This window comes from Bradyrhizobium sp. 172 (assembly GCF_023101065.1).
In the GTDB taxonomy this organism is placed as follows: Bacteria; Pseudomonadota; Alphaproteobacteria; order Rhizobiales; family Xanthobacteraceae; genus Bradyrhizobium; species Bradyrhizobium canariense_D.
The window spans coordinates 52,719-70,581 of the sequence record NZ_CP064701.1; the positions used below are offsets into that span (position 1 = coordinate 52,719).

Genomic DNA, 17,863 nt, shown 5'->3' on the forward strand with positions numbered 1-17,863 from the left:
CCGACACGCCTTGCCTTGATGGGGGAGAGGATTCCGACGAATCCTTATTAATCCCAAAATCGGACGGCCGACACCACCTTGAACGACGCGAATCAGTGCCGTGTTTGCAAAATCCAGTGCAAAATCAGGATTTAACGAGCCGGGCCGCGAAAAATCCGTCGAGCCCGCCGAGCTTGGGATCGGCGTTCGGCAGATGGCTGGGCAGGGTGCGCAGATCGCCCTCGGCGGTAATGATCTCGCTGAGCCCCGACACCTCGGACGCATCGATCGGAACCCGGCGAAGACCGGGCTCCGCGGTCAGCAGCGCGGCGACCGCATGCTCGCCCTCTTCAGGTTCCAGCGAACAGGTGCAATAAACTAGCGTCCCACCGGGCTTGAGTAGCGAGACCGATTTTTGCAGCAGCCGCCGCTGGAGCGCGGTCATTGCGGCGATGTCGGATTCCTGCCGGAGCCAGGATACATCGGGGTGGCGGCGGATCGTCCCGGTCGATGTGCAAGGCGCATCAATGAGGATGCCGTCGAAGCCATCGGCAGGGCCGGCCCATTCCGCGGCGTCGGCGACGACGGTCTCGGCCTGCAGCGACAACCGCGTCAGATTCTCGCGCAGCCGTGCCACCCGGGCAGGCGAGCGGTCGATGGCGGTGACGTGCGCGCCGGCCTGCGCCAGTTGCGCGGTCTTGCCGCCGGGAGCGGCGCAGAGATCGGCGATGGATTTGCCCTTGATGTCGCCGAACAGCCGGGCTGGCAACGCAGCGGCGGCGTCCTGCACCCACCATTGTCCTTCGGCGAAGCCGGGAAGCATGGTCACCGCGCCGTGCAGCACCGTGCGCACCGATCCGGTCGGTAGCACTTCGCCATGGAGCCGGCTCGCCCATTGCGCGGCGTCCGACTTCACGGTCAGATCCAGCGACGGATCATGGCTGAGCGCGAGCGCCATGTCCCTTGCGACCGTCTCGCCATAATGCGCGCTCCAGCGCGCGACTATCCAGGGCGGCAGGTCCAGCGACTGCGCGGCAACCTCGTCCACCAGCGCCTTGCCCTCGCGGGCGCAGCGGCGCAGCACGGCGTTGACGAGGCCGGCATAGCGCGCGGCGCGCCGGTCGGATTGCACGAGGCGAACGGAGAGATCGACGGCCGCGTGATCGGGCACGTCCATCCAGAGGATCTGGGCGGCGCCGATCAACAGCGCGCTCTGCGCGCGCGGCGCGTCGGAGGGAATGCCCTTGTCGAGCAGGCGGGACAGCACATGGCCGAGCGTGCCGAGCCGGCGCAGCACGGTGGCGACCAGGCGGCGCATCAGCGCGCGGTCGCGGTCGGGGAGCGTCTTCAGTCCGGGATGGGCGCCGCTGCCGTCGAGCTGCTCGTCAAGTGTGCGGTGCTTGTGCAGCACGCCGTCGACGATGTCGGCGGCAATCCGCCGCGCCGCGAGACCGGGCACTTCGGATGGAGGAGCGAAACGTTGAGAAGGCATGCGGAAACAAGGTTCTGAGCAGCGGCAGTTCGCCGTAATGGGCGCATGCCTTGAGAAGGCGATCTCTGGCACGCGAATATGCCAAATGTAAGAATCGCTTCCGGGTTTTTCAGCCCTTTCGGAGCAATTTCAGGAATGCGTTATTGGGCGTCGCGCCGCGGGCCGTCCCGCGCTAGAAAGCCGCCTATGAGTGACCAGCCTCCCGTTCCCGACCGCAAGCAGCTTACGCCGGCCGCCCAGCGCGCGCTGGCCGAGGCCGAAGCGCGCCGTCAGGCTGCGGCAGCCCGAGCCAAGAACGACGGCGAGGCGGCGCCAAAGGAGTTGCAGGGCCCAAAAGGACCCGAACCGACCCGCTATGGCGATTGGGAGCGCAAGGGCATCGCTTCCGACTTCTGAAGCTTGTCTTTTGAGGCTCGCTTGCCGGACTGCCCGACTCAGCCCTAGCGTGCGCGGATGTCGCGTTTCGATCCAAGCCATCCATATCGGCCTTCATACAGCGGCTCGCCATTTGGTCGCCGGTTCTCAGGGCTGTTGCCGTGGATGTTCGTGGTTGGAATCGTGGTGGCCGTGGTGTTCACGTCCCGGCATGGGATGAACTGGCAGTTCCCTCACGTGACCGACGGTCAATCACGAGACGCCGAGATTGTGCTCCAGCAAGGCGGCCATCCCGATCGTCGCGAGCCGGTCGATGTCGTTCGCACCATTGACGGCGACACCTTTCTCGCACGCGTTCGTCAGCGCGACGGCCGCGATCTCATCGTGCGCGTTCGCCTGCGCGGCATCGACGCACCCGAGATGAAAGCATCCTGCCAGGAGGAACTGGACAAGGCCGAAGCCGCGGCCCGCGCATTGCGCGATCTGCTCGCACAGGGTGGCGTGACGATCACCAACCTCGGTGCCGACAAATATGGTCGCGTTCTCGCCGACGTCGCGACCAAACGCACGACCAATGTCTCGGCGGCGTTGCTCGCGGGCGGTTACGCGCGGAGCTACAATGGCGGCCATCGCGACGGCTGGTGCGCGCGGAGCTGGCGCTTCTGGTGACAAAAAGCCGCGTCGAACGACGCGGCTATTGCCGTGTCGTCCTGATGCCGGCGATCAGCGCGTCACGACCACCGTCGTGCCGACCGAGACGCGGCTGTAGAGATCGGTGATGTCGTCGTTGAGCATGCGGATGCAGCCATAGGAGACGAAGCCGCCGATCGAGCCCGGCACGTTGGTGCCGTGGATCGCGTATTCACCGCCGGACAGCGTCATCGCCGCGACGCCCATCGGATTGCGGGGCGAGCCGCCCGGGATGACGTCCGGGATGCTGGGCTTGTCGCGCTTCACCTCGGCGGGCGGCGCCCAGGCCGGATTGCGGTACTTGCCGTCGATGCGGGTGGTGCCGGCCCACTGCTTGCCGGACTTGCCGACGCCGACCGGGTAGCGCACGGCGTGGCCGCTATCGAGGACGAGATAGAGCCGACGCTCGTTGGTTTTGACCACGATGGTGCCCGGCGAATAGTCAGCCAGGTTCGTCCCCACCATTTCCGGCCGCGCCTGCGCCGCCGTCAACGTCAAGACCCCAGTCACGACGGTGGCGGCCAGCGCCACAGCAATCCTCATCGACATCGATTTTCCCCTTGCCCCGAACGGACCGTCCAAGATTACGCAAAACCGGCAATCGCCGGCTCGCCAAGTCCTTGTTAGGGGACATTCTTAACCGCGCCTGTTAACCGGATGGTTTCCACGCACGGCCGCCAAGGGCCAGCCAGCAGGGGGAACAAAGGAAATGTTCGAAACAAAGTAAATGACCTGAAAACAACACTTGGCGGGAAAGATGCCCGGGCGCCGGGGCGCGGCCTGACAAGTGCGTGAGGATGTGAACGGCCGTTGTTCGGGGGAGCGCTAACGCGGGGATGCGATCTCGTGTCCCGGACGCGGCGCAGCGCGAAGCGGTGCGACGCAGAGCCGGGATCTAGAAGGCCACAGAGTCTGCCGTTGCATCGGCCCCGACTCTGCAGCGCACCGCGAAGTGCGCGCTACGCTGCGTCCGGGGCACAGGACGATGTGGCTCAGACCGCCTTTTTGTTCTGACGGTTCTTGACGAGGTCGTCGACCACGCCGGGATCGGCCAGGGTCGAGGTGTCGCCCAGGCTGCCCGGTTCGTCCTCGGCGATCTTGCGTAGGATGCGGCGCATGATCTTGCCGGATCGGGTCTTGGGCAGGCCGGGCGAGAACTGGATCTGGTCGGGCGCAGCGATCGGGCCGATCTCCTTGCGCACCCAGGTGACGAGCTCCTTGCGTAGATCCTCGGTTGGCTCGATGCCGGCCATCAGGGTCACATATGCGTAAATGCCCTGACCCTTGATGTCGTGCGGGTAACCGACCACGGCGGCTTCCGAGACCTTCTCATGCGCCACCAGCGCGCTTTCGACTTCGGCGGTACCCATGCGGTGGCCGGAGACGTTGATGACGTCGTCGACGCGGCCGGTGATCCAGTAATAACCGTCCGCATCGCGCCGGCAGCCGTCGCCGGTGAAGTACTTGCCCTTGTAGGTCGAGAAATAAGTCTGCTCGAAGCGGGCGTGGTCGCCATAGACCGTGCGCATCTGGCCCGGCCATGACCGCGTCAGGCACAGATTGCCTGATGTCTCGCCGTCCAGCACGTTGCCGTCGGCGTCGACGATCTCAGGCACCACGCCGAAGAACGGCTGCGTCGCCGAGCCCGGCTTGAGCTTCGTGGCGCCGGGCAGCGGCGTGATCAAAATGCCGCCGGTCTCGGTCTGCCACCACGTATCGACGATCGGGCAGCGGTCGTCGCCGACGACGCGGTGATACCACTCCCAGGCTTCCGGATTGATCGGCTCGCCTACCGAGCCGAGCAGGCGCAGGCTGGCGCGCGAGGTCTTCTTCACGGGCGCGTCGCCGCTCCGCATCAGCGCGCGGATCGCGGTCGGCGCGGTGTAGAAGATGTTGACCTTGTGCTTGTCGATGACGTTCCAGAATCGCGAATTATCCGGGTAATTCGGCACGCCTTCGAACATCAGCGTGGTCGCGCCGTTGGCGAGCGGTCCGTAGAGAATGTAGCTGTGGCCGGTGACCCAGCCGACGTCGGCGGTGCACCAGTAGATGTCGCCGTCGTGATAGTCGAAGACGTATTGATGCGTCATCGCGGCGAACACGAGATAGCCGGCGGAGGTGTGCAGCACGCCCTTGGGTTGGCCGGTCGAGCCCGAGGTGTAGAGGATGAACAGCGGATCCTCGGCGTGCATGTGCTCGACCGGGCACTCGGTCGTCACCATCTTGGCGGCGTCGTGGTACCAGAGGTCGCGCGAGGGATTCATTTCGACCGCGCCGCCGGTGCGCTTGACCACGACGACCCAGTCGACGCCGTCTGCCTTGGCGAGCGCCGCGTCGACATTGGCCTTCAGCGGCACCTTCTTGCCGCCGCGCAGGCCCTCATCGGCGGTGATGATCACCTTGGACTGGCAGTCGTTGATGCGCTGGGCGAGGCTGTCGGGCGAGAAGCCGGCGAACACCACGGAGTGAATCGCGCCGATCCGCGCGCAGGCCAGCATCGCGTAGGCCGCCTCCGGAATCATCGGCAGGTAGATGGTGACGCGGTCGCCCTTCTTGACGTTCCGGGTGCGCAGGATGTTGGCCATCCGGCAGACCTCGTCGTGCAGCTCCTTGTAGGTGATGTGCCGGGATTGGGAGGGATCGTCGCCTTCCCAGATGATCGCGGTCTGGTTGGCGCGATTGTGGAGATGCCGGTCGATGCAATTATGGGCGACGTTGAGAACGCCGTCCTCGAACCATTTGATGGAGATGTTGCCGGGCGCGAAGGAGACGTTCTCGATCCTGGTCGGCGCGTGCATCCAGTCGATGCGCTTGGCCTGCTCCGCCCAGAAACCGTTCGGGTCCGAGATCGAGCGGGCGTACATGTCCTTGTACTTGGCCTGGTCGACCCAGGCGCGCTTCGCCCATTCTGCGGGGACGTCGTAGATCTTCTCGGACATGTTTCCCTCCACATACGGCGAGCCGAGCACGGACCACTGGCGAGCCGACTTGATCGTTGAACCGATTATGCGTCGGGCTAACCGGACCCGACAAGGTGCACAAGCTGGACCTTCGGCGAGCAGCCTGCCATGCGGAGGATCAAGCCGTTTCGTGCGACTGTCGCAGTTTTGAAACAGGGCGACGGGCGGCTTTGGGGTCTTCACCCAGATGCTCGGAATGGGCCCGCGCAGAGCGCCATGCATTCAGCAGAGGTATTTAGAAACCGCCTCTCACTGATTCGGGACTCGCAATGCGGTTCGGAACACCCTAAATGGCCAACCCGGGTCCAACGAGACCCCTTGGAACAAAAATCAGAACAGCGGCATTGACCGACAACAGACAGGGCTAAGGCATAAGACTATGATGGATCAGCAGAATCTCGGGACGATACGGCCCGCTTCAGCCGATCCTGCAGCCATCGCGCTGGCCAAAGCCCTCGGACAATGGCCGAAACCGGCCGGTTCCGGCCGTCCCAGCCCGAAGAAAGTGTTCGACGCGGCGCCGTCGACGACGGTCGAGGCCCTCGCCAAGGAACTGGGCCTGCGGCTCGGCGACCAGAACGAGCTGACCATCCGCCGCGTCAGGCGCGGCAAGGGCTATTCGTTCGTGCGGCCTAACGGCGTCCACATCCGCGATGCCCGCACCATTCGGCGGCTGCATTCGATGGCGGTGCCGCCGGCCTATCGCGAGGTGCGCTACTCGGCCGATCCGAGCACGCATCTCCAGGCAGTGGGACGCGATGCCGCGGGCCGGCTGCAATATCGCTATCACGCCGATTGGGAGAAGGTCCGCGAGCAACGCAAGGCGCATCGCCTGGAAAAGCTCGTCGGCGCGCTGCCCAAGATCCGGCGCAAGGTCTCGGCGTTCCTGTCGGGCGACGAGCCGACCCGCGAGTTCGCGCTCTCCGCCGTCATCGAATTGATCGCGCGCACCGCGATCCGCCCCGGCAACGAATCCTATGCCCGTCTCAACGGCACCCGCGGCGCCACCACGCTGCTGAAGTCCAACGTCTCGCTGGAAGACGACAGCTTCGTGCTGACCTTCAAGGCGAAGGGCGGCAAGGCGGTGCGCAAGGAGTGCGACGCGGCCAAGCTCGTGCGCGCCATCGGGATCTTGCAGGGCGTTCCCGGCAAGCGCATGTTCCAGTATCGCGATCCCTATGGCATCGTGCGCGCGGTCAGCACCACGCAGGTGAACGCGTTTCTGCGCGAGATCGCCGGCATCAAGATCTCGCTGAAGGATTTCCGCACGCTGATGGCCTCTGCCGTCGTCGTGGAATCGCTGTCGCGGATCACGCCGGCGACCAGCCAGCGCGGCCGCAAGAAGCAGGTGCTGGAGGCGATCCGCGGCGCTGCCGACCAGCTCTCCAACACGCCGGCGATCTGCCGCAAGAGCTATGTTCACGATACCATCGTCACCGCGTTCGAGGACGGCATCCTGGAACGCTTCGCCGCGACCATGAAGGGCCAGCGCTCGCAGGCCAGGCGCGAGCAGCTTTTGCAGCAGGTGGTGGCGACCGCGGCGGTCTGACCTCGGCGTCGTTACGCCTTGTTGGAAACGCCGTTGTCGGGACCGGGATCGCCGCCCGCGGCTGCCGCCGTGAGCCGTCCCAGATAGTGCGCCCATCCCGTCGCGTGGGCGGCCGCCTGTTCCTCGGTCGGCAGCCCGCTATGGGTCATGCGCAGCAATGTGCCGCCGTCGCGTTCGATCAGGTCGATCTCGATCAGGCTTGAGCCGGGCGGCACTTCCTGGCCGCCCTCCCATCCAAACGTGTAGGCGAGCCGATGCACCGGCACGACTTCGCGGAATGCGCCGCGGGCAACGCCGCCGCGGGGGCCGATGCCTTTGAGCAGATACAGCCCGCCGGGATGTGGCTCCGTGGTCGCGTCGGAACCCATCCAGCTCAAAATCTTCTCGGGGTCGGTCAGGTAGGCGAAAACGGTGGCGCGTGGGGCCGCGATCTGGGTCTCGCGTCGCACTATGAACGGTTCGGTCATCGACGATCACCCCTGGGCTGACACTGGGACATGGCGGCGCTCGAGCGGCCCGTCAAGGATTGCCCGTGACAAAGACCGCCTGCCTTCGTCATGATCGGGCCATGCACCTCTCGCCGACACTCGCCTGGCTTGTCGATGCCGCCGCCGATAGCGCCGGCGCCGACCGCCTGCTCGCGGACCTTGGCGCACATCTGGTCGCCGATGGCGTGCCGCTTGCGGCGGGCAGCCTGACGCTGGAGGTGCCACATCCGCTGATCGCGAAACGGACCTGGTTGTGGCGCGCGGAGAACGGCCGGGTGATCGAAGCGCTCGGCTTCGCACCAGGCGGCCTCGCGCCCGACCCGCCCAACGATGCCGGCCGCCGCTGGCTGCGCGACATCGCGGAGGGTGAAGTGCACGAAGATTTGGTCGGACGGCCCGACGGGCCGTTGCTCGGCTGGATCGGGCCGCGTCCGTTCACCGCGGACGAGACCGAGCAATTGCGCCAGGCCGCGCGCTTTGCCGCCACACCCCTTGCCGTACTTGCCGCGCGTGCAACGTTGCGCGCGACGCTGGATGCCTATCTCGGCAAGCGCAGTGCGGAGCGGGTGCTGGCGGCACCCCTGCGGCGCGACCTCGGCGAGACCATACAGGCCGCGCTGCTCTATGCCGATTTGCGCAACTTCACGCTCCTGTCGGAAACCAATCCGCCTGCCGAGGTCATCGCGGCGCTCGATGCCTGGTTCGATCGCATCGCCGGCGCGGTCCACGCCTTCGGCGGCGAGGTGCTGAAATTCATCGGCGACGGTGTGCTCGCGATCTTTCCGGTGGTCAGGCCGTCACCGCGCCAAGCGTCCGATGCAGCTCTGCGTGCCGCGCGCGCAGCCGAAGCCGGGATGGTGTATCTCAACGCGGAGCGCCGTGCTCAAGGTCTGCCGCCGCTCGCGTTCGGCGCGGCGCTGCATCTCGGCGAGATGCTATGGGGCAATATCGGTGCCGCCAATCGGCTGGATTTCACCGCAATCGGTCCCGCCGTCAATCTCGCCAGCCGGCTCGAAGGATTGTGCAAGCCGCTCGGCAGAACCGTGCTGGTGTCGGGCGCGCTCGCCGCGGAAACCGACATGCCTCTGATCGCGCTCGGATCGCATTCGCTGCGGGGCATCGCCGCGCCATGCGAGATATTTGCGCTGCCGGAGAAACAAGCTCCGATGTCGTAGCCCGGATGAGCGTAGCGACATGCGGGATCGCAGCAGTAGTCCCGGATATCGCTTCGCTCATCCGGGCTACAGCACCCAAGCCTACATCCCGCCCATCTTGCAGACGAGCTTCCATTCCTCGGCCGTCACCGGCTGCACCGAAAGGCGCGAATATTTCACCAGCGCCATGTCGGCGAGTTTCTTCTCGGCCTTGATCGCGGCCATCGTCACCGGAATCTTCAACGGCTTGTCGGCCTTGATGTCGACGCAGACGAATTTCTCGGTCTTGTCGGTCGGATCGGGGTAGGCTTCCTTGATAATCTCCGCGATGCCGACGATCTCCTTGCCCTCGTTGGAATGATAGAAGAACGCCTTGTCGCCCTTCTTCATGGCGACGAGGTTCTGGCGCGCGGTGTAATTGCGCACGCCGGTCCAGGCTTCGCCCTTGGCGCCTTTCGCCACCTGCTGGTCCCAGGACCACACCGATGGTTCGGATTTCACCAGCCAGTACGCCATGTTCATTCCTCCGCCTTGAAAGGTCGCGTCATGAGCCCCGAGATCGCGGCGTCGATCGTGCTTCTGCCGGTCAGGATCGATGCGACGGCTTCCGATACTGGCATTTCGATGTTTTGCGAAGCCGCGAGCTCGATCAGTACCGGCGCGGTGAATTCGCCTTCGGCAAGCTTGCCGGCGGGCGGCTGCTCGCTGCGGCCAAGCGACAGGCCGAGCGCAAAATTGCGCGATTGTGGGCTCGAGCAGGTCAGGATCAGATCGCCGAGGCCAGACAAGCCCGTGAGTGTTTCGCTGCGTGCGCCGAGCGCGCGGCCGAGGCGTGTCAGCTCGGCAAAGGCGCGGGTGGTAAGTGCGGCCTGGGCGGAAGCGCCGAGCTTGCGCCCGACCGCGATGCCGACCGCGATCGCCAGCACGTTCTTGGCGGCGCCGCCGATCTCGACGCCGCGGACATCGGTGGAGTGATAGGGCCGGAACGTCGGCGAGCCCAGCGCCTGCACCAGGTGGCTCGCCAAGGCGTCGTCCTTTGCGGCCAGCGTCACCGCCGTCGGCAGGCCACGCGCGACATCGTCGGCAAAGCTCGGGCCCGACAGGATCGCCGGCTGCGCGTGAGGCGCGGCCTCGGCGATCACGTCGGTCATGAATTTATGGGTGCCGTGCTCGATGCCCTTGGCGCAGGCAATGATCGGCACCGGCTTTTCCAGGTGCGAGGCGAGCATGTTGACAGCACCGCGCAGATGCTGCGCGGGCACTGCGATCAGCAGCATGTCCGCGCGTGCGGCGAGGGCCAGGTCGCTCGTGACGATGATCTCCGGCGCAAGCCGCACGCCCGGCAGCCGCGGATTGTCGCGGCTCGATGCGATTCGCGTCGCGTGCTCGGAATTGCGCGCACACAGCGTCACGTTCCGTCCGGCCCGCGCCGCCACCATCGCCAGCGCCGTGCCCCAGGCGCCCGCGCCGATCACCGCGACAGATCGGAACGCTGTCATTGCTAGAATCCCGCGCGTGTCTTGCCGTATCCGGCCGGTGCCGTCGCGTTCGCATCGAGCAGCCAGCGCGCGCGAGGCTGTGCTTCCATCGTGTCGGTCATGCCGAGCGCGAGACGTTCCGCGCCGGCCCAGGCGATCATTGCACCATTGTCGGTGCAGAGCGCCGGCGGCGGCATGATCAATTGTGTTCCGGCTTTCCTCGCAACGTCATGCAGCGCGCCGCGGATCGCCTGATTGGCGGCGACACCGCCGGCCGCCACCAGCGCACGCGGTGCACCGAACTGCTCGCGGAAGAGTTTCAGGCCGACGCTCAGCCGGTCGGCGGTGGAGTCGAGCACGGCGGCCTGGAAGCTCGCGCAGAGATCGTTGACGTCCTGCGGTGTGATCTCGGCCAACCGGCTTGCTTCGTTGCGCACCGCTGTCTTCAATCCCGAGAGTGAGAAGTTGGCGTCGGGGCGTCCCTGCAGCGGCCGCGGAAACGCAAATCGCGCGGCATCGCCGTTGGCTGCCGCGCGCTCGACCTGCGGGCCGCCCGGATAGGGCAGCCCCAGCATCTTCGCCACCTTGTCGAAGGCTTCGCCGATCGCATCGTCGACGGTGGTGCCGAGCCGCACATACTGTCCGACGCCGGTGACGGCAACGATCTGGGTATGGCCGCCCGAGGCGAGAAACAGGCAATAGGGAAATTCGAGTGCGTCGGTCAGGCGCGGTGTCAGCGCATGCGCTTCCAGATGGTTCACCGCGACCAGCGGCGTGTCGTGCACCATCGCGATCGCCTTCGCGGTGGTGAGCCCGACGATGACGCCGCCGATCAGTCCCGGGCCCGCGGCGGCCGCGACACCGTCGAGCTGGGCGAAGTCGATGCCGGCCTCAGTCATGGCGCGGTCGATGATGCCGTCGAGCAGGTCGACATGGGCGCGGGCCGCGATCTCCGGTACCACGCCGCCGAAACGGGCATGCTCCTCGACCTGCGACCACACGATATTGGACAGGATCTTGCCGCTGCCGTCAGGCGCACGCTCGATCACCGCCGCGGCGGTCTCGTCGCAGGTGGTTTCGATGCCCAGTACCAGCATTGGCGAATTGTTATCCAATTTGCGCCCTTCCCGCCCCCTTGCGCTCATCCGCAAAGCAGAGTTCTGGTACGTCCGGTAGCATTCCGGGGTCGGCCAACGCAATCGTCACGCGCTGCCGTTCCTCGTGAAAGCGCCACCGCCACGTGGTTCGGGAACACAAGCGATGTCCATTCTTGTCACACGGCCGCATCCCGACAATGAGGCGACGTCGGAAAATCTGCGTGCACGGGGTCATGTGGTGCTGCTCGCGCCGGTGCTCAAGTTCGAGCCGGTCGCCTTCCATGACGAGAGTGAAACGAGCTACAGCGCCGTCATTGTCACATCGGCCAATGCGATCCGTGGGGTCGCATCGCAATTACCGGACCTTGGTCTCCTGCAGCTGCCGCTGTTCGCGGTCGGCGAGCACACGGCTGCCGCCGGGCGCGATGCCGGTTTTGCCGAGGTGATCGTCGCCGGTGGCGATGCCGCTGCCCTGCGCGACAAGGTGATGCAGAGCGCGCGCGACAAGCGGCTGAAGAAAAAGAGCACGTTGCTCTATCTCGCGGGCGCGGATCTGTCGCGCGACCTCGGCGGGGAGCTGGGCGCCGAAGGCTTCATCGTCATCACGCAGACGACCTATCGCATGGCGCCAGTCAAGCTGTTGCCGCGCGATGTCTGTGAAGGCTTTGCCGCCCATGGGATCGAGGCGGTGCTGCACTACTCCCGGCGCAGCGCGCGGGCTTTCCTGGAGGCCGCGCGGGCGGAAGGTGTCGAAATCTCGGCTCTGGCGATCCCGCAGTGCTGCCTGTCCGAGCCGGTCGCCGGCGTACTGCGCGAGGCCGGTGCCTCGCAGGTTCTGGTTGCGGCGACGCCGGACGAAAATGCCTTATTTGACACCTTGGAGCGTGCTTTGCGCACCCGTTTGGCGTAAGAGGTCGGGCCGAATCCGACGCAATCGGGTCCGTTCGTTCAGGGCAGGTAAGTGTGAGGAACCGTCACGATGGCCGACGACAAGCCTGAAGACGCAGGATTGGCTCCCGAGTCCGGCCGCGCCAAGCGCATCCCGCCCACCATCGACCTCGAGGCGACGGAAGTCTCGACTCAGCCGCAGCAGGTGACGGGCGAGCCTGAGGCTGGGGCAGCGACCGAACAGGCCGCGCATGAGCAAGCCAAATCTGAAGAGGGCAAGTCTCAAGAGGAAAAGTCTCAAGAGGTAAGGTCCGAAGAAGCTATTGCCGCGCCGCAGCCCGAACCTGCCGAAGAAGAGTCTTCCGTTGCGTCCGCGTCGGTATCGCCGTCGATTTCACCCTGGGTTATCGCTGCGTTCTCCGGCGCCGTCGCAGCCGCAATCGTGATCGCGGTCGGCTGGATGCTGGGCTGGCCTGCCGTGCAGGCGCCGCCGGCTGCTCCGCAAGTGACGGGCGCAACCGTCGAGGCGCTGAGCGGGCGCGTGGCCGCGGTCGAAGCCAAGACGGGCAAGCCGGCCGCCGATCCGGCCATGGTGGCGCGGATCGATGCGCTGGAGAAATCCGCAACGAGCCTGCGCAGCGAGATCGCCAATCTGCGCGCACAATCCGACAAGACTGCCAGCGCCCTAAACGACGCGACATCGGCGCCGCGCGCTGCCGCGCCCGATCTTGCCGCTCTCAACGACCGCCTCGCTCAGCTCGAACGTGCCAGCAAGACCGAACGTGCGGAACTCGCACAGCAAAGCGAGAAGATCGCCGACGCGAAAACGATGGACGACAAGCCGCTGCGCCATGTGGTGGCGGCGGCCCTGCTCGACGTCGCCGTTCGCCATGGCGATGCCTACGAGTCGCAGCTCGCCGCCGCGCGGTCGCTGGCAGCAAAGCCGGAGATGCTGAAGCCGCTCGACACCTTTGCGTCGTCAGGCATTCCGACGCCGGTCGCCTTGAGTCGCGAGCTCCTCAACATCGTGCCAAAATTGTCGCCGCCGGCGGAAGCTCCGGCCAGCGGCACCGGAATCGTCGAGCGCCTTCAGGCGGGGGCGTCGAAACTCGTCCGCATCGAGCGTACCGACGGGGTCGGCAACGATCGCGGCGCGATCGTCGCGCGGGTGACGGCGGCTGCGTTGCGCAACGATTTCGTCGAGGCGCGGCGCGAGTTGAAAACGCTGCCCGAGGCCGATCGTGCACCGGCGCAAGCTTGGCTCGACAAGACCGATGCCCGTGACGCCGCGCTCGCCGCGTCACGCAAATTCGCCGACGCCGCCATGGCGGATCTCGTCAAGCCTGGTCAATAAAGGTTCGCGCAACAATCAGCGCGTATAGGGATCGTCATGCTTCGCATCGTCCTCTTCCTCGTTCTGATCGCACTGGCGGCGGCCGGCGCGGCCTGGGTTGCCGATCAGCCCGGCGACCTCGTCCTGACTGCGGGCGCTTTCCGCGCCACAACGACGCTTCCCCGCTTCGTGTTCTTGCTTGGTCTCTTTGCCGCGGCAGTCGTGCTGGTCTGGAGCCTGCTGACGATGGCCTGGCGCGCTCCGGGGCGTCTGCGCCGCCGTCGTCACGAAAAGCGCCATGCTCGCGGCCGCCACGCCATCACCCACGGCCTGCTTGCGATCGGCCATGGCGACACCGCGCTTGCCCGTCGCCACGCCGATACCGCGCGGCGGCTGGCTGCAAACGATCCGCTCGCGCTTCTCTTGCATGCGCAATCGGCGCAGCTCGAGGGCAATCGCGACGAGGCCCAGCGCGTCTTCCGTGCCATGGCCGAGCGCGAGGACACGCGCCTGCTCGGCCTGCGCGGCCTGTTCATCGAGGCGCAGCGCGCCGACGATGCGGTCGGCGCCGTGATGATCGCCGAGGAAGCGATCAAGCTGTCGCCGTCCTCGACCTGGGCCTCGCATGCGGTGCTCGGCTTCCGCTGCGCGCGCGGCGACTGGAGCGGCGCGCTCGCGATCCTCGATTCGAATCTGTCCGCGGGCCTGATCGACAAGCAGGCCTATCGCCGCCAGCGCGGCGTGCTGCTCGCCGCCCGCGCGCTGGAATTGGAAACAATGGACCGCGACGTCGCGCGCGAGAGCGTGATGCAGGCGGTCAAGCTCGCGCCGACCCTGGTTCCGGCCGCAGTGCTCGCTGCAAAATTCGAGAGCGAGGCGCATCAGGTGCGCCGCGCCATGAAGCTGGTGGAAACCGCCTGGCTCGCCAATCCGCATCCTGATCTTGCGGATGCCTATGCGCATGTGAAGCTCGGCGATTCCGCGCGGCAGCGCCTGCAGCGGGTCGAGACGCTTGCGGCCAAGATTTCTGCCGACAATGCTGGCTATATCGAGGGCCAGCTGGCGATCGCGCGCGCCGCGATCGATGCGTCCGAGTTTGCCCGTGCGCGCGCGGTGCTGGCGCCTTACGTCAACGATCCCACCCAGCGCGTGGCGATGCTGATGGCCGAGATCGAGCGGACCGAGCATGGTGACGGCGGCCGGGCCCGCGCCTGGACCTTGCGCGCGGTGCGCGCCCGCCATGATCCGGCCTGGACTGCGGACGGTTATGTCAGCGACCGCTGGCGTCCGGTTTCCCCGGTCACCGGCCGTCTTGACGCCTTCCAGTGGCAAACGCCAGTCGCGAGTCTTCCTTCCGACAAAGGCGCCATGATCGAATCCTCGGCCTTCGAGGAAGCGATGCTGGCGGCTCCGCCGCCGAAGCGGGTGACGGCGGCCCCGAGCGAGAGCCCGGTGGAACCGGCTGTCATGGCGCCGGATCCGGTGCCCGCTCCGCAGGACAATTCGCCGCCCCTTGAAGCCCAGGAAATCTTAAAGGAAGCCGTCGAGGAGACCGCCAAAGAAACCGTCAAGGAAGAGCCGGTCGTCACGCCTGCCGAGCCGCTCAAACCGGCCCCTGAGATCGCCGAATCATCGTCCGCGGCGGCAACGCCGGTGTTCCGGACCCGCGCCGACCTTGGCAAGCCGGCACCAGCGCCTATTCCCGCCGTCATCCCGATCGTCCGCGCGCCTGATGATCCCGGGATCGATGACGAGGGTCCGAGCGATGAATTTACGGAACAAATCGGCACGCCCAGGGACCACGCAAAGGCCCAGGCCGGCGGCTGGCGCGGATTCTGGTCTCGCTGGGGCGGGTGAGCGGCATTTGGGAGCCGGCGCCACCTTGCCAATTCGGGCCATGCCCGATATCAGGAGCGCGCGTAACGGGACCGGCCTCGCGCGGGCCCCGGCAAGGTTCGCCGCAATAGCTCAGTTGGTAGAGCACGTCATTCGTAATGACGGGGTCGGGGGTTCGAATCCCTCTTGCGGCACCAGCGCCCCAGTGTCCGGCCCGAAGACATGGGTAACGGAACGTACCTAAGACATGGGTGACAGCCTCGCGCCGAACGGGTGTCGAGAGGTTGCAGGCGTCTGCTTCAGGTGCAGCGCGTCTCGCGCGGCGGTTATTAGCTTGCGGTCATCATCCGTCGCCATTGCATCGATCCTCGCTATCACCGCCGGGCATGCACTATCGCTGCGGATGAATTTCAAAGAACGCGTGCAGGCGCTCGGCAGGATCGGCTTTCATTGAGTACGGCCGACGGCCTGCCTTTGATACAGCTTCGTCCAATTGGGCAAACCGTGTTGCCCGCGCTTCAAGGTGATGCTTTTGACTATCTTGGTCGAGATTTGCGGGCAGAGAGATCATGGATCGAACGTTTGCAGCAAACGCTTTTCCGGCTGTCCTTTCACCGGCTCGGGCAATAACTTCTAGATCGACATGTATGTCGGCCAAGTTATAGGCGCTGATCTTTCCCCCGACGTTATCAGCAATTCTTTCGATTGTTTCTGCGCAGGTCTGCGCGATGTCGGGCCAGCCTTTGTCGAGCGCATCGAGTCCAAAGACCGCAAGATTGGCCGTCGCGTCGGACAAGTGGTGTCCCTTTGCAGGACGATCAGCAGGAAAAAATCCTCCCACCCAAGTTATGAGTGGCTTTAGGTCATCCACAACCGTCGAGATAAATTCCTCTGCACCTGAAGGTGGATGCGCGATCTGGCGCATGAGCACTTTCAGAATCGCATCGAGGGAGTCCAGCACCCATTTGGCCAATAGGGTGCCTTGAAAATCGATACTCGACAGGCGTCGGTAATGCCCGCGGACTTCTTCCGCGGCCTCAGATAGATCGGCGAAGGGATCGTTCCATGGCCGCTCTGGATCAACCTTGATCTTTGCCGCGATGCTTTCGACCAGCGCCGGGATGCTAGCTTCAAAGCCGAGTGCGTAAGCCGGGAAAACGTGTAAACGGCGTTTACCTGCGGCGTCAGCCAATATCTCGGACGGAATTAGTTCGGAAATTTGGTCTAACGTCGATTTTAGCGACCCTACTTCGAACAAGTCGTTCTCGATTTCAAAACGGACCGCGAAAAGAATGGCTTCAAACGAGCGGAACACCGAAATCTGATCCGACTTACCGTATCCATCCACAGCAATGTCAAAGAGCGCCTCGTTCGCCTCCATTGTTGTTTCCGTAGAGCCCACATCAGTCGAGCGGTTTTGAAGCACGGCTCCGAAACTGGAAATAGCACGCAATTTTGCGTCGGGCATGTTGGCCGCAAGCACCAAACGCGCCGCGCGGTGAAGGTAAAAGCAAGCACTATAGGCCAGCGGCGCTACTCTCTGCTCTGCCGCGCCGGGCGCGACAACAGACATAGCCTGCAATGTCATCCGGCCCATTGACGAGATTGAATGTTGCACAACTCGCTCGTTCTTGGCGGCAATCGCGTCCTCTATGATGTGCAGTATGCTCTCGTAGATGGGATTCAATACGTCCGATACGTCGCTCAGGTATCCAGCAAATGGAAATTTGGGATCTACATGAAGCGTTATGCTCTTCTTTCGTAGGTCTGAGTATTCGGTAGCGATAGTTTCAAGCGCGCCGAGGGTTTCGATGGTCGCATTCGAGTCGCGGCGAGCAATGAAACGGTGCGCAAATTCCTCAAGTTGCGCAATCGAGTGTTGGAGTCCTTGAGGTAAGCGCGTGCGCACAATTGTTTGTGCGTGGAGTGTCTGATCCATCTTACTCGGCGCGCCGTTAGCAACGACTTGAATTGCGACCACCTTCTCAGCAGCTCGTCCTATCCTGCGAATCTGCGCGCTGCTGACCCGTACGATTTGTCGGATGGCCGACTCTGGTGCAAGCAGGTTAAGTGTTGAAACGTAGAAGCGGCGCAGAGCATCGAATGATATTCCAAGAAGAAGGAATTGCAGCACCAGGGACATCTTCGGATCGAGCCGGACGGACCACCGCGTCCCCAGCAAGAGCGAGAGCATCGTAGTCGCCACCAAAATCAAAAAAACGCCGAGAAGAGCACGATCCTTAGCGAACTGCTGCAAAACAGAGATAGAAAATAATTCGGCGGCGCGTTGCGCAGGAATAATTGAAAGAGACAAAACTAGCGCAAGCGCAGCGCCAATTATTTGGGCGGCGGCTAAGTGCATCTCACTTGCTTTGATATCCGTGCTGTCAGCGATGGTGTAGAAGAGCACCGAGATTATCACGGACACAATTGTCGCGAGGAGCGTTGATCCTTTGGAGGCGACTTGCTGGATCGTTCGTTGCAGGCGCAGGTCTGTAGACAGTAGCGCTTTGATGTACGTCGCATGGGCGCGACGGCGGTACC

The 17,863-nt window shown here is 64.7% G+C and carries 15 protein-coding genes and 1 tRNA gene; 8 read left to right on the forward strand and 8 right to left on the reverse strand.

The genetic code is table 11. From position 1 onward, the window contains the following. Positions 1 to 124 precede the first annotated feature (124 nt). Positions 125 to 1,471, reverse strand: coding sequence for an RsmB/NOP family class I SAM-dependent RNA methyltransferase (locus IVB07_RS00250; RefSeq protein ID WP_247767434.1), 1,347 nt, complete (start codon positions 1,469 to 1,471; stop codon positions 125 to 127). A 186-nt stretch (positions 1,472 to 1,657) separates the two neighbouring features. Here IVB07_RS00250 and IVB07_RS00255 point away from each other — a divergent pair, with 186 nt between their 5' ends. Together IVB07_RS00255 and IVB07_RS00260 are read left to right on the forward strand one after the other, a co-directional pair. Then, entirely contained in the window at positions 1,658 to 1,867 is a 210-nt protein-coding gene (locus tag IVB07_RS00255; RefSeq protein WP_018459691.1) for a DUF1674 domain-containing protein, read from the forward strand. Between the two features lie 57 nt (positions 1,868 to 1,924). Then, entirely contained in the window at positions 1,925 to 2,515 is a 591-nt protein-coding gene (locus tag IVB07_RS00260) for a thermonuclease family protein (RefSeq protein WP_026233862.1), read from the forward strand. Positions 2,516 to 2,569: 54 nt separating this feature from the next. Here the strand turns inward: IVB07_RS00260 and IVB07_RS00265 are convergent, their stop codons facing one another. Both IVB07_RS00265 and acs read right to left on the reverse strand, forming a co-directional pair. Continuing rightward, positions 2,570 to 3,085: a L,D-transpeptidase gene (locus tag IVB07_RS00265; RefSeq protein ID WP_018459693.1), complete on the reverse strand. Its 516-nt coding sequence runs from the start codon at positions 3,083 to 3,085 to the stop codon at positions 2,570 to 2,572. Positions 3,086 to 3,528: 443 nt separating this feature from the next. Continuing rightward, a complete protein-coding gene (gene acs / locus IVB07_RS00270) occupies positions 3,529 to 5,475 on the reverse strand; it encodes an acetate--CoA ligase (RefSeq protein ID WP_247295805.1) in 1,947 nt (648 codons plus the stop codon). 400 nt (positions 5,476 to 5,875) lie between these two features. Between acs and IVB07_RS00275 the strand changes: the two genes are divergently transcribed. Further along, the gene (locus IVB07_RS00275; RefSeq protein ID WP_018459695.1) at positions 5,876 to 7,045 is read left to right on the forward strand and encodes a DNA topoisomerase IB; all 1,170 of its coding nucleotides are present in this window, start codon (positions 5,876 to 5,878) and stop codon (positions 7,043 to 7,045) included. An 11-nt stretch (positions 7,046 to 7,056) separates the two neighbouring features. Here IVB07_RS00275 and IVB07_RS00280 read toward each other — a convergent pair whose 3' ends face one another. Beyond that, complete coding sequence (locus tag IVB07_RS00280) at positions 7,057 to 7,512, reverse strand: SRPBCC family protein (protein ID WP_018459696.1); 456 nt, start codon at positions 7,510 to 7,512, stop codon at positions 7,057 to 7,059. 101 nt (positions 7,513 to 7,613) lie between these two features. Between IVB07_RS00280 and IVB07_RS00285 the strand changes: the two genes are divergently transcribed. Then, entirely contained in the window at positions 7,614 to 8,708 is a 1,095-nt protein-coding gene (locus IVB07_RS00285) for an adenylate/guanylate cyclase domain-containing protein (protein ID WP_018459697.1), read from the forward strand. Positions 8,709 to 8,789: 81 nt separating this feature from the next. On the opposite strand, the gene IVB07_RS00290 is transcribed toward IVB07_RS00285, so the two are convergent. Genes IVB07_RS00290 through tsaD form a run of 3 tightly spaced genes read right to left on the reverse strand, consistent with a single transcriptional unit; the run spans position 8,790 to position 11,262 of the window. Continuing rightward, the gene (locus IVB07_RS00290; protein WP_026233864.1) at positions 8,790 to 9,203 is read right to left on the reverse strand and encodes an EVE domain-containing protein; all 414 of its coding nucleotides are present in this window, start codon (positions 9,201 to 9,203) and stop codon (positions 8,790 to 8,792) included. Positions 9,204 to 9,205: 2 nt separating this feature from the next. After that, positions 9,206 to 10,186 carry an NAD(P)H-dependent glycerol-3-phosphate dehydrogenase gene (locus tag IVB07_RS00295; RefSeq protein ID WP_018459699.1) on the reverse strand — a complete coding sequence of 327 codons (981 nt, stop codon included), beginning with the start codon at positions 10,184 to 10,186 and terminating at the stop codon, positions 9,206 to 9,208. 2 nt (positions 10,187 to 10,188) lie between these two features. Further along, entirely contained in the window at positions 10,189 to 11,262 is a 1,074-nt protein-coding gene (gene tsaD / locus IVB07_RS00300) for a tRNA (adenosine(37)-N6)-threonylcarbamoyltransferase complex transferase subunit TsaD (RefSeq protein WP_018459700.1), read from the reverse strand. A 163-nt stretch (positions 11,263 to 11,425) separates the two neighbouring features. Between tsaD and IVB07_RS00305 the strand changes: the two genes are divergently transcribed. The 4 genes from IVB07_RS00305 to IVB07_RS00320 all read left to right on the forward strand — a co-directional run bounded on the left by IVB07_RS00305 (position 11,426) and on the right by IVB07_RS00320 (position 15,516). Continuing rightward, positions 11,426 to 12,172: a uroporphyrinogen-III synthase gene (locus tag IVB07_RS00305; protein WP_018459701.1), complete on the forward strand. Its 747-nt coding sequence runs from the start codon at positions 11,426 to 11,428 to the stop codon at positions 12,170 to 12,172. Between the two features lie 69 nt (positions 12,173 to 12,241). Further along, positions 12,242 to 13,504, forward strand: a complete 1,263-nt coding sequence (locus IVB07_RS00310) for a hypothetical protein (RefSeq protein ID WP_018459702.1) — start codon at positions 12,242 to 12,244, stop codon at positions 13,502 to 13,504. Positions 13,505 to 13,540: 36 nt separating this feature from the next. Next, a complete protein-coding gene (locus IVB07_RS00315; RefSeq protein ID WP_018459703.1) occupies positions 13,541 to 15,340 on the forward strand; it encodes a heme biosynthesis HemY N-terminal domain-containing protein in 1,800 nt (599 codons plus the stop codon). 100 nt (positions 15,341 to 15,440) lie between these two features. Further along, positions 15,441 to 15,516: transfer RNA gene (locus IVB07_RS00320), tRNA-Thr, on the forward strand. 194 nt (positions 15,517 to 15,710) lie between these two features. Here the strand turns inward: IVB07_RS00320 and IVB07_RS00325 are convergent. Beyond that, complete coding sequence (locus IVB07_RS00325; protein WP_157643122.1) at positions 15,711 to 17,729, reverse strand: hypothetical protein; 2,019 nt, start codon at positions 17,727 to 17,729, stop codon at positions 15,711 to 15,713. Positions 17,730 to 17,863 lie beyond the last annotated feature (134 nt).